At 68.2% G+C, this 14,623-nt stretch carries 13 protein-coding genes and 1 pseudogene; all 14 read left to right on the top strand.

The annotated features are described in order from the left end of the window. The first annotated feature begins 208 nt into the window (after positions 1 to 208). Positions 209 to 1,075, top strand: a complete 867-nt coding sequence (locus ACZ407_RS30075) for an ETEC_3214 domain-containing protein (RefSeq protein WP_468133777.1) — start codon at positions 209 to 211, stop codon at positions 1,073 to 1,075. Positions 1,076 to 1,143: 68 nt separating this feature from the next. Continuing rightward, on the top strand, positions 1,144 to 2,418 hold the full coding sequence (locus ACZ407_RS30070) for an AlbA family DNA-binding domain-containing protein (protein WP_468133775.1): 1,275 nt from the start codon (positions 1,144 to 1,146) through the stop codon (positions 2,416 to 2,418). Between the two features lie 203 nt (positions 2,419 to 2,621). Further along, positions 2,622 to 3,191: a hypothetical protein gene (locus ACZ407_RS30065; RefSeq protein ID WP_468133773.1), complete on the top strand. Its 570-nt coding sequence runs from the start codon at positions 2,622 to 2,624 to the stop codon at positions 3,189 to 3,191. A 570-nt stretch (positions 3,192 to 3,761) separates the two neighbouring features. Further along, the gene (locus ACZ407_RS30060) at positions 3,762 to 5,462 is read left to right on the top strand and encodes a hypothetical protein (RefSeq protein ID WP_468133771.1); all 1,701 of its coding nucleotides are present in this window, start codon (positions 3,762 to 3,764) and stop codon (positions 5,460 to 5,462) included. A 364-nt stretch (positions 5,463 to 5,826) separates the two neighbouring features. Next, positions 5,827 to 6,765, top strand: a complete 939-nt coding sequence (locus ACZ407_RS30055) for a hypothetical protein (RefSeq protein WP_468133769.1) — start codon at positions 5,827 to 5,829, stop codon at positions 6,763 to 6,765. A gap of 111 nt (positions 6,766 to 6,876) precedes the next feature. Next, positions 6,877 to 7,110 (top strand): hypothetical protein, encoded by a 234-nt coding sequence (locus tag ACZ407_RS30050; protein ID WP_468133768.1) that lies wholly within the window; start codon positions 6,877 to 6,879, stop codon positions 7,108 to 7,110. A gap of 93 nt (positions 7,111 to 7,203) precedes the next feature. Then, positions 7,204 to 7,624: pseudogene (locus tag ACZ407_RS30045) on the top strand (transposase); the annotation flags it as partial. 560 nt (positions 7,625 to 8,184) lie between these two features. Then, positions 8,185 to 8,832 carry a hypothetical protein gene (locus ACZ407_RS30040; RefSeq protein ID WP_468133766.1) on the top strand — a complete coding sequence of 216 codons (648 nt, stop codon included), beginning with the start codon at positions 8,185 to 8,187 and terminating at the stop codon, positions 8,830 to 8,832. 306 nt (positions 8,833 to 9,138) lie between these two features. Further along, on the top strand, positions 9,139 to 10,089 hold the full coding sequence (locus tag ACZ407_RS30035; RefSeq protein ID WP_468133764.1) for a hypothetical protein: 951 nt from the start codon (positions 9,139 to 9,141) through the stop codon (positions 10,087 to 10,089). A gap of 4 nt (positions 10,090 to 10,093) precedes the next feature. Then, positions 10,094 to 10,927: a hypothetical protein gene (locus tag ACZ407_RS30030; RefSeq protein WP_468133762.1), complete on the top strand. Its 834-nt coding sequence runs from the start codon at positions 10,094 to 10,096 to the stop codon at positions 10,925 to 10,927. A 2-nt stretch (positions 10,928 to 10,929) separates the two neighbouring features. Continuing rightward, entirely contained in the window at positions 10,930 to 11,502 is a 573-nt protein-coding gene (locus ACZ407_RS30025; RefSeq protein ID WP_468133760.1) for a hypothetical protein, read from the top strand. A gap of 463 nt (positions 11,503 to 11,965) precedes the next feature. Then, positions 11,966 to 12,271: a hypothetical protein gene (locus tag ACZ407_RS30020; RefSeq protein WP_468133758.1), complete on the top strand. Its 306-nt coding sequence runs from the start codon at positions 11,966 to 11,968 to the stop codon at positions 12,269 to 12,271. A gap of 715 nt (positions 12,272 to 12,986) precedes the next feature. Further along, complete coding sequence (locus ACZ407_RS30015; RefSeq protein WP_468133756.1) at positions 12,987 to 13,862, top strand: NucA/NucB deoxyribonuclease domain-containing protein; 876 nt, start codon at positions 12,987 to 12,989, stop codon at positions 13,860 to 13,862. Positions 13,863 to 13,908: 46 nt separating this feature from the next. After that, a complete protein-coding gene (locus ACZ407_RS30010; RefSeq protein ID WP_468133754.1) occupies positions 13,909 to 14,496 on the top strand; it encodes a hypothetical protein in 588 nt (195 codons plus the stop codon). Positions 14,497 to 14,623 lie beyond the last annotated feature (127 nt).

Below are 14,623 nucleotides of genomic sequence, written 5' to 3'. Positions count from 1 at the left end.
CCATCCCCACCACGCCCCGCGCCCACACCCACACCCACAGACCACACCCCCACCCACCACCCCCACCACCAACCCCACCCCCACACAGACACACGAAGCGACGACCACCCCGTGGTTGAGCCGGCTCCTCACTGGCCCCGAGCGGCGGCTCGCCAGAGATGGCGGCCTGAGGGGTGCCGACGAACTCGTGGTGCGCAAGGATGCGCACGTGAGCTTCCTGCCGCAGATCGACACCAAGCTGAACGTGTGGACTCTGGCCGCCGTTCTGACCGCCCTCTACGGCCTCTACGGCATCGTCCGAGGGTGGTGGCAGGCAAGCCTGGCCAAGCGGCGCCGCCTGGTGAAGGCCTACCGTCGGATGGCCCCGTACGTGCGCCACGACTACGTCAAGGAACTGTTCGGCGAGCCTGCCTGGGCGCACAAGCAGAACGTCCAGAAGTACGGCGCTGGCGAGCAGGATGAGACAGCGCTCCAGGACGTCGAGCTGACCGTGCGGACCTGGCCGCTGGGAACACTCGGCTACCTGGTGACGTGGTCCAACGAGCACGATGAAGTACTGATGCACTCGCTGACGACGTGCAGCCGCCTCTTCCGTCCGCGCGTGCCTGTCGGGCGCCAGCGAATCACACTCGGCAGGACACGATTGGCCGCGCTGCCCGGACCGAGCGCGGACGGCTTCGGGCCGTGGTCGGCGTTGGGTGCCCGGCGGTTCAGCTACGCCGAGCGGCACTACTTCGGCAACCTCGGCGGCTACCTCGACTGGGTCCTGGGAGTGAGCGACACGGGCTCCAAGTCTCTTGCCCCGATCGGCTGCGACGGCGAGGGATGGGGTCCCGAAGAGCTGGATGCCTACCGGCGGAAAGCGCGCATCAACTCGGTCCTCGTCGTGGGCTCCGCCATCGACCTGGAGAGCGTGCTGCCGTACGGCATCGCTCCCGACTACGACCGCGTCCGGCTCCTCGAACTCCGGCACCCCGCACGCGTAGCGCTCGCGACGAAGCTCCATGACGCTGCGGGAGGCGTTCAGCGCCTTCGGGACCGCCTGCGGTCCTCATCAGCCCCGGTCTCCGAGTAGCGGCGGGTTGATCCGGCGACCTCGTCGTAGCTCTGTGCACGTGCGTTGCGGGCGGCTAGGTTGGGCCGATGGCGCGTTCATGGACCCGTATCCACCAGTTCCTCGGTGTCGCCCCCGGGCCGCTCACATACGAGATGGTCAAGGCGGCCGTGGAGGCTGGACTGGCCGAGGAAGACGATCTGGACTGGAAGCAGTCCTGGCCGCATTTTTCCCGGGAGCAGGGGCGGTGGAGTGAGTTCGCCAAGGACGTCGCAGCGATGGCGAACACCCGCGGTGGACTGCTCGTCTACGGTGTGACCGACGACGTGAAGCCGATCGGGGTCGACCTGGCTTCGGTGCCCCGGGCGCAGATGGAGCAGACGTTCCGTACCGGGATTCAGCCGTACCTCGGTGGTGTCGACATCATCCCGCTCCCGGCTCCCGACGGTGGGGGGCCGGACTTCCTCGTCGTGGATGTGCCGGCCAGTGAGCAAGCGCCGCATTTCCAGTACGGGTGGGAGCAGAAGGACAAGGACCGCGTCACCTTCAACGCTCCGTACCGGGTCAGGGACAAGACCGACTACATGCCCGAGCACCTGATCGCCCGCGCGTACCAAGACCGGTTCTCCCGCCGGGCTGCGGCGGAGGAAGGGCTCGGCTCGCTCGTAGAGCACGCCACCCGGACGGTCCTGTCGGAGTCGACGGAGCGCTGTGCCTGGCTCGTCCTTGCCGCCCGCCCTGTCAGGCCGGTCCCCCGCCTTGTCCCAGCCCCTACCCGCGCGGAAGCGAAAATGGCGTTCCTTGAGGGCGTGAAGGTTGCCGAGCGGCTCGGTGGCGCCTTTCGTGTGGGATCGGTACTCAGCCGGAGGCTGTCCAACAACATGAACGTCGGTCTCCGCCGCTGGGTCGACAGCACCTTCCAGCCGGCGGCCGCTGCACAGTTCGGCGCTGGTGCTGCGGTCGAGCTGCACCACGATGGCAGCACGGTGGCCTGCGCCGACCTCTCCCACCCCCTGCCGGCCAAGCTCAATGCGGCAATGGTGCAGACATGGACGATGACCACGGCGATTACAGAAGCCGTAGCAACCGCGTCCATCCACGCCCAACGGCGCGGGACCGATTCCGCTCTGGAAGTCACCGCGGTGATCGTCGCCGAGGACTCGCAGGGACAACCGTTCCGGTACGTCCCCCTCGGGTTCGTGACCTCACAGCGATCCGAACCCCTCCCGAGCGCACGTCAGCCGCAGCATCTCCTCCCCGCCACTACCGAGATCCCGCCCGGCGCAGACGAGGTCTGGCTGAAGGAAGCCGCCACCGAACTGGGTGGCGGTCTCCTCCACCAGTTCGGCATCACCGACATCTGAGACCCGCTGAACGCCGTTCCGGCGAGGGGTCCGAGACGGACAGCTGGGAGTGGGATCTGTTGGGGGTGCTTGCTGTCCGACCACGTGGCCCTAGGACAGCTCCGTTGGCAGCGCATGCTCCGGGTGGGTGGTTTGGGGGGCGCGGGGGGTGCCGTGGTCCGGCGGGAACGGGTTTCCGGGGTGCGGGGTTCTACGGTGCGGGGATGGACGACTCAACGATGCCGCAGGGCCTGAGAGCGGGCGTCGAAGCCGCTGTAGCGGAAGCGGTTTCGGGGCTGAGTGAGGTGCTCTGCTACGCGGCGGAGGGCACCCGATTCGACATCCCCCGGATGCCGCTGTACCGCCTGGGCGACACGATCGACAACCTGTCACAGCTGACCCGGGTGATCGCGCAGCACTACCGCGAGCAGGGAATGGCCGAGGACGACCTGAGCATGTACCTCCAGCCCGGTCAGCAGCGGTCTCGCACTGCGCCCGTGGACGCCAACGACAGCGAGTACCTGGCCGGCCTTCTCGGCCGCCCCTGTCCGAGCGAGGGCGAGGGATCGACCGGGATGTACGGCTGGGGCCGGGCCCATGCAGTGGAGCCTGTCGGGCAGGTGCAGGGCAGCACCATGGCCTGCATGTTCGCGCTGCGGGCCTTCGCCTGCGAAGACCCGGACTACCTGGCCGGCCTGGACGAAGCAGGGCGGGCGCTCGCCGAGAAGATTCTGGATCTGCTCGAACAGCACCATGGTCCAGCGCTCATGGCCGATGCCGTGGCAGCCGGGTAGCACGCACCAAAGGTCAGCAGTACGTTCCCGTACGACTCCCGCCGCTGAAAGGGGGAGGTATGGAGGACGGCTTCGATCTGATGGGAAGGCCGCCGAGCGGCTGAATGCACGCCGTCTTCGGCGGCGGTCCTACGGAGAGGACGCCGGGCTTGTACGCCCGGCCCGTCGGCGCCCGCCAGCATCACCGCTCCGCTGCCCGAGGGCGGCGGCGAATACGTCTACAGGTTGGCCTCCGGCCCGAAGCCACCACCGCCTCTGGCGAGGAGGGATAAGACCTGGCTCCACAGCGGTAAGCGCGAGAATCGCATCCGCCCAGGATGGCGCTCCCCCCACCAGCGGGGCCAAGCGCTTCGCAGACGCGACACCACACTGACCAATCCGCGGCGGCGAGCTGATGTTCCTCCGGGCGTGACATCTTCCAGGCCCTGGCCTCCGCCCCCGGATTCTTCCTGGGGCGACGTAGCGATCCCCCCGCCGGTTGAAGCCGGTGATCTTGTAGGGCCCCAGAAGTGCTCACGGCTGTCAGTGCCTGGTGAGACGCTGGGGCACAACATGCCGGGAGGGGATCTCATGGCCATCGAGTGGGCGCACATCGGGCAGCCGCGTTTCGACCGCATCGTGGAGGCGTTGCTCCACCGTCTCTACGCCGCAGACGCTGAGGTCACCGTGATGAACGGCCGCGGCGGCGACGGCGGGATCGACGTGAAGGTGGTCGCCGACGACGTCGTCCGCGTCTACCAGCTGAAGTACTTCCCCGACGGGTTCCCTGGCTCACTTAAGGGCCGCAGGACCGGGATCAAGAAGTCGTTCAAGAAGGCGCTGGAACACGATCCTGATGAATGGCTGCTCGTGGTCCCGTGCCCGTTGACCCCATCAGAGCGTGCCTTCGTCAGGGGCTTGCCCGGTGACGCTGCCCGGCCCCGGATCCGCGTGCTGGACCGGGCGTGGCTGGACGACATGTTGGCTGTCCACGCCGACTTGGAGGCGGCCGCGGTTCGTGACGATCTGCGGGAGGCAGCGAGGGACTACCGTGCGGAGCTTGCGTTCCTCGACGGCGGCACCGATCACATCGCGGCCCGGGTAGAGGCGTTGGGGCGCCGCGTGGACGGCCTCGATCTGCACTGGTCGGTGGACATTGCCTATCGGAACGGGATGACGGTGCAGACCCTCCGGGCCAAGCACCCGCGGGCGGCCGAGGTGAGCCCTATCTCGTTCAGGTTCCGGCCCACGGAGATGGACGCAGCCGCCCTGGAGCGCGCGGTGCGCATTGTGGGTTTCGGGGTCGCGGAGGAGCTCTCCTTCGCTGCTGCGGAGGTCGAGGTCAGCGGGCCGGAGTGGCTGTGCATCAGTGGCGAGGACATTCAAGTCGAGCTGACGCCGCTCGCGCCCCCGCCCGGCCACGGTGCGGCTGTGGACCTGACCCTGCTCGATAGCTCCGGGGACGTGCACGCAGTCCACGAGGGGAAAGTGCGGTCCCTCGGCGCGGGGCGGCTGGGCCGCAGTCTGGATCTTGACTTCCCCGGCTGCCACATGATGTTCCTTCACCCCACGGACGGCGCTGCCGTCACCACGTTGGAATGCAAGATCAACCTGGCCGGGCTGTCCTGCGCCGCCGCCCTGGAGGCCATCGGGATCTTCCAGCACGTCATGGCGGGAGGCGGCTTCCGGCTGGTGGTAGACGGCCAGGAAACCGCCGAGGGCACCTTCCATTCCACTGCGTTCACCAACCGGGACCGGGAATGGCTGGACCGGCTCCACCTCACCGTGGAAGACCTGGGGATCGTGCAGCAGCACTGCCGAAGGTTCTTCCCCGTGCCGGAAGAGATCACCGGACCGGACCGCGTGCGTCTACGGGTGGCCCGCCTCCTCGTCGAGGGGCACTGTGTCACCAGCCCCTTCCTGGCGTCCATGACCATCGAGCTGAACGGGATGGACGCCCCCGTGGTGCGCACGCTCCTGTCCGGGGAGCCCGTCGCCAACCGGGCCTACCTCACGGCCTTCGACGTGCCCTTCGGCAAGCGCACGCTCCCACTAGGCCCGGTCCACCTGTACCACCCCAGCGTCCGCGCCATGGACGGCGAGGCCGCCTTGGAAGCCCTGACCGCAGGCACTGCGGCGGGTCACAAGGTGGTCCTGCGGCCCACCGAAGGCGACTCCTACCGGCAATACCTCGCCCGTCGGGACGACACCACCGACCTCAGTACCCTGGCGCCCACGCCACTGGGGATCCGCGTACCCCGCCCTGGTACCGCGAAGGATGACAGTCTCTAGGCCTGCTGCCGCGTGGCGACACCGGCGGACCGCAGCGCACCGGCCGATACTCCGCTGGGCCCATGAGTATCGGCGCCGCCGGGCGCCTCGTAGGGATGCCAACGTCTGCGGCTGGCGACGCAGTTCCTACTGGTACCCCCACTGAGGCGCTCCGGCGTCCGCGTGGGAGGCAGGGCCGTTCCACTTCACGTTCCGGAACCTGTCGATCCGCTACGCTCTGTGGCGGCAGCCACGCCTGCCAGTACCCGGCCGGACCGCCCCACGCACCGGCTGCGGACAAGGGTCACGGACTCGCGTGCAGTGCGACAGACCAGTTTGTGACCTTGCTGCGGCATGGGCGTGGGCGTGCCGGGTGAGGAAGATCGTGACGCAGGACAAGAAGCGCAAGGTGGCAACGCGCGCGGTTCAGGAAGCGACCGGGCTGCGGTACACCGCAGCTCGGCGGCTGGAGGCCGCTTCTAGGCCGATGGATCGTCCGCCTTTCCTCTTGGGTGCGCTGCTGGCGGAGTGCGCGAGCAAACCGGCGGCGAGCGTCGATTGGGGTGAAATCGTCTTCCCCGAGGTCCTGCCTGAGGTCTTCGAATCGGAGATCGTCGGTGGCGCCATCCCCTACAGTTCAGTGCTGGCTCTGGCCGGAGCTCTCTCCGCGTACGGGCCCAATGACGAGCTGCGGGTCGAGTTCCTGGATCCGCTCGATGAGGCTGTCGTCGCGAGTCGGCGCAGGCGATTCCTCATCACGATGCTGACCGCCAGCGTCGACGAGCTCTGCCGCAAGCCCCGCTGCCACGAACGGCCGGTCTTGAACCGCGTCGTCGAGTACTGCGAATATCACCTCGCCCGAAGCAGTCCGCAGATCCTGACCAGCATGGCCGGGGATCTCGGCAGTTTCGTCGGCGTGGACGCTGCCGGCGTCCTGGAACGCCGTGGTGGTAGCCCGGAAGCGGACATCCTGATCCGGGCAGCGACCGCCCAGGGCGCCTTCAGCCAGGTACGCGACGCGTTCCTACGTGCGGCCTACATGGACCCGTCGGACATCGACGACACGTTCATGGAGGAATCCGCGGCGATGGAGATGCGCCATGCCATCGAGCGGGAGGAACTCCGCCTCCTGGCGGTCGCTCGATCCGAGTACCGAAGCATCCGCAACTTCGCAGGCGCCTGTCGCATGTGCGGGCAAGATCTTCGATGGCGCCTCTTCGACCTCAAGCTGCCCCCGGAGTACTGCACTGCGGCATGCGCGCAGTCGGCCCCCACGGCTGTTCAGGCACTCGATCCCTGGGAGATCGCGGAATGCCCGTTCTGAGGGCATTGAACCGCTCAGGGCAGCAGCTGAAGCCTTGGCAGCGGCGGCACTCGATGGGGTGGACCTGTCCCGCCTGCGAAACCACTCGACCGGTGCCAGGGTTCCTCGTTCATGAGCGACGAGGGCGTGATCACGATCGAGATCCGAGGCCGCGGGAGGGCCGCGCTCGAAGCTGCGCACCGTGTCTCGGGCCTGTTCTTGTCGAGCGGTCCGTGCCGGCTGCGGCGGACCCCGGGCGAGGACGAGGTACGGGTCCTCGTGTACGCGGACGTCAGCAAGGATCCAGGCAGTGGCGGATACCGCGACCCCGGCGATGCCGAGGAAGCAGGCACCCACCCACGCTGAGGGAGCGCGCGCGTCGTCAGGCAGCTGTCTCGACTTGCAGCACGACAGGGTATGCACGGGACCGCCGAGCTCGTTGCGGTAGGGACCGGCGCAGCGGCCTACGGCCGCTGCAGACCACTCGCATTCGTCATCACACCCGGCCAGGCCGGTGACGCACCCGCGTTCGAGCAGGTCATGGAGCGCTTACGAGTGCCCAGCCCGGTCGGGCGGCCCAGAACGACGCCGGAGGCCGTCCGGCCGACAAGGCCTATTCGTCCCGCGCGATCCGCCACCGTCTCCGGTGACACGGGATCCGGGCGGTGATCCCACAGCCGGCCGATCAGGCCGCGAACCCGCAAGCGCCTTGGCTGGCGGGCGGCCGCTCGCCAGCCTTCGACCGCGAGGCCTACAAACAGCGCAACACCGTCGAACGCTGCATCAACAAACTCAAGCAATGGCGCGGTCTCACCGCCCCCGCTACGACAAGACCGCGACCATCTACCTCGCCGCCATCTTCATCTGGTCAGCGAGATGATCCGAAGGAAAGGGCCTAGCGGTGGATGTGGTCGCTCTCCGACGAATACCGTCGGTAGGCCCGTGCCTCGTTCACCTCATGCTCTCGAGGCTCCATGACCCCGATCCGGTCAGCGACGTGGTCGGGGACATGCTCAGACGAGTACGTCAATGGACCACCTCGTCCCCAGGAGGTCGGAGCCGTACCAGTATTCGGACGTGGCGGGGAAGGCGTAGGCGATGACGAGGGCGAAGCCTTCTCGCCGGGCGTGCTCGTCGAAGGCACATCTGCTGCGGGATCGAGAAGCTGGGCGCCCGCCGTGCGTGTCGCGCCTGGTCGATGATCAGCCTGGCCGGTAGCGCAGCCCGGTCGCCACCGTTCGCCTGGCAAGAACAGGGCCGCCTCCACCGGCCAACTGTCCTGCCGTGCCAGAACAGGCATGACGCGAGGCGGTCGGCTCGGTCACCGTCAACTGAACGGCCGACTCTGGGCCGTCGGGGGGACATGGACCACGCCCACGTGGTAACGGTGTCGGCCGGACGAGGGACAGATTGTGGGCGCCCCTGCCTACCGTCGCTGGCATGACCGATCTCCTGCCGCGCTGCGGCGCCGAAATGTCGCTGACCGACGACGAGGTGGCCTACCTCCAGTCCCGAAACGACGCCGAGCACCAGCTCACCGACCGCCTGGCCTGTCCCCTGCAGGCCGACCACAAGGGGAACCACTGCGACCTCGCCCAGACGTTCAGCGGAACGGAGTGGTGGCTGTTCTGGGGACAGGACGGCGAGGCACCACCGTTCGCGCGCATGAGCGGCAAGCGGATGCTCCCTCTGGACTGCTGCCCTGCAGCCGATCCAGACGATGAAGAGGAGGCGTGCCTGCTGTTCGACGGCCATGACGGTGCGCACAGTTTCGCCATGGAGGCGGCGGCGGCCCCCGTGCCGTCACAGCGCCTGCGCGCGATGATCGCCGCGGATCTCCGCGCGGCGATGAGCCCGGAGGACGAGCGTCATCTACTGGCGGTCGAGAAGCTGCTCCGGGAGCCGCAGGAGCCTGTGCTGCCGCTGTTCACGGCGCACGAGGCCATGGCCGTCGTCGTGCTCCTCGCGAAGCTTGCCGCTGACGACTGGCTGGTCGAAGGCCACGTCGACGAGCTCGTGGCCCGCCTGGAGGCACGGCTGGATGAGGCGGGCATCAACCAGGAGGAGTTGCTGTCCGCGGCCCTGTGAGGCTTGGCGGGCGTCACCTACAGGGGTGGAAGGGTGCTCGGCCAAATTGATGCCGAGCAGGGCTGTCGGCGGCTCCCGCAGGCGGCATTCGGGTGCCGGGCGGGCGACAAACCCGATCGTCACCCTGGGCCCTCGCCGTTTCGTCAGCCATACGATCCCTCGCCGTCAGGCCGCCAAATCCCCTCAAGCAACATGAATGGGCGGTACATGAGTATTTCAGATGAATGGGTTGAGCCGGGTGCGCCGAGCAGATCTGGATGCACACCAGCCGAGCTGGCCGAGATCAGGGAGCTCGCTTCCACGAGCGTGACCAACGCGGTCACGGCCCGGCGCCTGAAGTTCGCCATCGGTGACTGGCTGCTCGCGAAGTACGGGCTGACCGGGCTGACGTCCAAGGAGACCTTGCCGCAGATCACGGTCTTGGCGCAGGAACTGGGACTGTCGGTGTCGCGGTTCACCCGCGCTCGCCGGGTGGCCTGGCGGTGGCAAGGCGAGATGCGTCAGCGCCTGCTCGACTCTCCGGTGTTCGTGCCCTTCACCGTGCTCCTCCTCGCCTCCCCCGGCGGGGTCCGCGCACCGGGAGACGATGGGGACCAAGAGTTCACACGTCGTGCCGAGGCCCTGTTCGCCGCGATGGACGCCGCCCTGGAGGAAGGTGTCAAGGAGGTCACCGAGCCGGTCTACCTGAAGGCCGTCGCCCGAGCGCAGGTGCCCAGCCGGCAGCCGGGTGCTGAGGCCTCGCGACGTGCTGCGGTGCGCACCGTGACCGCGTACGAGAGCAAGCCGGAGGTCCGCCAGGCCGTTTTGGAGAAGGTGATGACCGATGCCGAGGCGCAGCGGGCCGTTGCCGCGTCCTATGTGATGAGCCGGCCGGCCTTGGCGCGGGTGGTGCTGCGGGAGGACCCCGAACTCGCGGAGGCCGCGGCCAGAGAGTCTGCGGCACGCCAGCAGGCCGGGGAGTCGTCTCCGTCGGAGGACGACTTCGTCTTGAGGGCGCTGCTGCAGGAGGTCAGCGCCGCTCTTGGTGGCGGTGAGCCCGGCGCGGACGTGCAGATCGCGCAGTGGCACCACGACTGCCTGTCCGCGATCAAGAGCTTCCGCACCCTGATCGGCAGTTCCTACCCCGCCCATCTCGTGGCGGAGCGCGCCGACCGCAACCTCGTCGAGGTGATCGAGTCGGTTGCGGAGGACTTCAACAAGTGGGTTTCGACAATCACCGAAGCACACAGGCCCGGCCTGCGTGTGGTGGGGAGGTAGTTCCGTGAGCGACAACGCAAGCTCCTTCTTCAAGCCGTTCTCCGGTGCACTGGCGGCATGGCTGGCGGACCTGTGCGAGGAGGTCGAGGCCAAGGGTCCGGTGGATGCGTACGAATGGCGCAAGCTGTGGAGTCAGCTCCTCCTGGAGAGGGCAGCAGCTGGTGAGGTGGAAGCGGGGAAGGTCGTTGAGACCTATCTCATGGGCAAGGCACCTCGCGTGCACGAGCAGTACCAGCAGTACGCAACCGCGCGGACGGCAACGATCAGCACGATCGCATCGGGCGGTGGCACGAAGAGCGGCACGGACCACGGCACCCACTCGAAGGATCAGCCGACGGCGGGCGGGGCGACGATCGACGCCGGCGTTGGCGTCGGCGGGTTCACGTGTGGCGGAGGGGTGCCTGTCGACGCAGCCCACACCAAGGGCGCGGGCGGTAGCGAGGTCGGGGTGAAGCTGCCTGCGGACCGTGACGGCCGGGGCCGTCAAACCGTCCCCACCGGCCAGGGAGAGCTGTTTGTCATCACCCTGGCCCATCTGGGCAAGGAACTGCCGGGCTGGATCGAGCAGGAACGGCACGAGGCCGACAACCTGGCCGAGCAGGTCGGTCTGCTGACCGAGCAGCTGCGCACCAAGCGCCAGCAGATCGAGGACATGCGTCGGGTGAAGGACGCGATCCCCGCGCTGGAAGACCTGGCCCAAGCACACCGGACCTGCGCCACCACGCGCGACCTGCTCGAAGCCGCAGGACTGCACCCCGAAGAGGTCGGGCTGACAGAGCGCCTCATCAAGTGGATGGACAACAAGCTGACCGTGCTGCGCAACGCGAGGGCTGCTTGACGGTGGCTGCGCCGCAGGTGTGCCCCACCTGCGGCGCAGTCGTTCGCTCACACCTCGTCCACGGCGAAGGGCTGTGGAACCAGAGTTGGCGTGCCGGCCTCCCAGAAGACCAGCAGTACGTCCCGTACCCCGGCGGCCTGATCGCCGACGTGGTCGAACCGGTCGCCAAGAACGCCTTCGAGCTCCAGGACGGCCCGATCGCCCGGGCCCGCATCATCAACTGCGAGCGATACCTCAGTCCGATGGCGTGGCTTTTCAACGAGACCGAAGCCCACGCCGGCCTGCGACTCAAGCTCCTGCTGACTCCGGGCAAACCGCTCGTCTACTACAAGTGGTCCCGCCCACGGGAAACCATCGATGCCTGCACCCGCAAGGTCTATCTCGACCTCGGCAACTCACCGCAGGCCGGCGGTCTCCACCTCGTCCTGCACGCCCACAAGCGTCACGCGCCCCGGCCCAGGCAGCTCGAAGGAAGCGGTGTCCTGCACACCGCCGGCTCCTTCCACCGATGGCTCGCCCACGGCATCAAGCCCGTCCCCTGGGTACCCCGCCTCGACTTCCTTACCGCTGCCTGACACCACAGCACGCAGCAAGACCGCCACCACAGAACTCACGCGCGCAGGGGGAAGCCGGAGCGCCCGGGGCCCCGGCGTGCACTGCACCTGTGCGACCCATGCTGGCGTCCGGCGTAGCCGGTTTCGGCACGGCGTCACGGATGGGGCGAGCAGATCCGACCGCGTCAGCGGAGGCAGTGTGCCACGCCCGCTGGACTGTTCGGGGGACTCCTTCACGCCGGAGGGTGACAGGTGTCTGCCACCTGGCGGACGCACTGTCAGAGCCAGTTTCTACGGTCCTGCGCATGAACGACCTTGCGACCCAGAGCAGCGCCAACGCCGCACCGCACGTCCACGGAGTGAAGCGTCATGAGGCATCGCCGGGCTCCTGCCCAAGGCCGCGCCTCGGGCCACCCGGCGGCGCGCTGCCAGTCCCCGCACCCCACAGGTGGCGGAACCGGCTCAGCTGTCAGGGGGTGCAGGCGTGAGCGAGGTCGAAGACCGGATCCTGGCCATCGAACTCGACGGAGTGCTCCGGGAGGTCCCCGCGCAGTACCACCGTTCCGGACCCTACGTGGGCCGCATGATCACCGACCGTGTGTTCAGGGCTGTATGCGAGTTCAACGGCGAATGCCCGGTACCCGTCCGGATGGCACTGCACCGGCCGATGTACACGACCGACCCGCGACTCGTCGTCGTCGATGACACCGACACCAGGTGGGTTCTCTCGTTCGCCGCACGTCATCAAGACCGCCTCTACAAGATCACCAGCTTCTACCCCACGCACTGAGAACGAACACAGCCGCCTGGGTCCCACAAGGACCCAGGAGCAGGCCGCGGGCACCCGCCCTTCGACTCGTGGCCGCCCGAGAGGGAGGGCGCCAGTCATTGCCGGGCCTGCAACCGGCCATGGCTGGCGCTACGTTCACAAGGCCCTAGGGACGCCCAGGCGCAAGAAAGTTCCCTTACGCACAGCCTCAGAGATGTCAAGCATCTTCGAACAAAAGGCGATTCGCGACATGCTGCGCGACCGGCATCGACCTCAGGTGCGGACAGGTTCGAACCGAATAAGCGGCTGATTACCAACTCCCGCTGAGGCCCCGCAGCATGGTGGGATCACATTCGAGCGGTCGCGTGCTGTTCGAATGACACAGCCGCCCGCGTCACATCGGGAGGGGAAGTCTTTGCGTTTGAAGAGGTTGCTGACTTCGACGGGTCTCGTGGCGGGCCTGCTGGCGGGAGTGCTGTCGGCGGGTCCGGCCGCCGTCGGCTCGCCTGCTTCTACGGCGGGCAGGGAAGCGCTGGTGGAGGCACCGCCGACCCCTGCACCGGGCGGTCGGTCTACGCGTCCCGCCGACGACTGCCGCAGCCGGCTCGGCTCTGCGACGCGCGGGAGCAGCGGCAGTCCGTTCGTCGCGTGCGTGAGCAGCGAGGGGCCAGGGGGGCCGGGGTCGTGGTCGGTGCAGGGCGGGTGGCCGGAGCCGACGTGGTGCGATGACCACGGGGTGGCGAACACCTGGTACATCAACCGGACGCAGGGTTGCGGTGTCTTCCGCGCGCGGGTGAGCGTGGTCGACACCCGGACCGGCCGTGAGGTCGGCTGGATCAAGTACCTGGTCACGGGGTACAACTTCACGGCCCGGGACTCGAAGTCGTGGGCCTACCAGGTCCGCCTGATGGAGGTCTCCCGCTGGGGCACGGCGGTGGCCGGCACGAAGGTCTCCGGGCTCGCCCGGTGCAAGAACGCGTGCAAGGTGACCAGCAGCAAGTTCTCGGCGCAGACGATCAGCGCCACCGCGGAGCCGGTCGGGCAGTTCTTCATGGACACCACGATCAACACGGCCAAGCAGGGCCAGATCGGCTCGGGTGTCAGCGTGGCGGCCTGGCATTTCTCCAATCCGGCCTGGGCGGGCCCGTCCGGTGACACCACGCTGGCCACGACGGACGTGCGCTGCGACACGGCGCTGCCGGGCACGACGCGGCAGGTGGGCTGCGTGCATCCGGGGTATGTGCCGGTGCTGTCGTACAGCAAGACGGGGCCGTGGCCGGAGCTGGCCAGGCACATCGAGTACGCGCAGAACACACGCGGTCTGCCGGGGAAGTACGGGACCACGAACTACCTGACCCGGCTGACCAACGGTACGAAGATCGATGAGAACCGTCGCACCGCCTGCCCGACCAGTCGGCCCCGGCCGGCGGGCAAGCAGTGCGACGAGTACCCCTTCGCCTCCACCTGGCAGGGTGCGAAGACCGGAGGTGGGCATTTCAGCTGGCGGATGATCAACGCGAGGCAGAACCGCGAGGGCGGCGTCGCGCTGAAGGGCTTCTACACCTACAGCCGGGTCCTGGAGAAGGATCGATTCCTCGTATGGATCAGGTGAGCTTCCGCAACACTGGAAGCACGGGCTACGGAACAAGGAGCAGCGGGTGAGCGTTCGGGCTGTGGGCGAGGTGTTCGTCGAGTACCACGTGTTCGCGGTCAGCGACCCGGGCGGGCCGGCTGCGGAGGGTGTGGGGGCGTCGGACAACGGGCTGGTGTACGCCAGCGGCGGCGACCTGCACGTGCTCACAGGAACCCACACCGGGCGGGTGCGCGTCGAAGCGGCCGTGCTCGCCCAGGAGCCGGCGGCGGATGTGGAGGCGTGGGAGGAGATCGCCGAGGTGTCCGCGGAGAGTGTCTCGGGCGAGCTGATCATCCACGAGCTCGAAGGCGACCCGGTCGGGCTCCCGTCGCTCGCCGGCGCAGGGCCGGGCTCGTACCGGATCCGGATCCACGCCCGCGGCCGAGACACCGCAGACGACGACGCGGCCGGTGCCGTGGTCGAGGAATACCTGCTGCAGAGCTGGCCTGCACCACCGACCCCACCGGTCCTGGTCAAGGCCACGGATGCGTACGGAACCGAACAGCGCTCCACGCCGAGCCAGGACGACCCGGTGATCGACCACGGGCCGCAAGGGCAGGCCGCCTTCGAGCACGACCTCCTGCGGCGGGCAGCCCGCGGAGACTTCTCCTGACCCCGCAGCTTCCCTGGGGGTGGCCCCGCCCAAAGCAAGGGGAACACCACCCCCCACCCACAACATCCCAACACCAACGTTTCTCCCCATCCAGACTCGACCCGCCCCCACCTCCCTCCCGTCCCCT

It is taken from the genome of Streptomyces sp. NPDC030809 (assembly GCF_055572195.1).
Note: the sequence above shows the minus strand (reverse complement) of the source record. Positions and strands in the feature narration are given on the sequence as shown.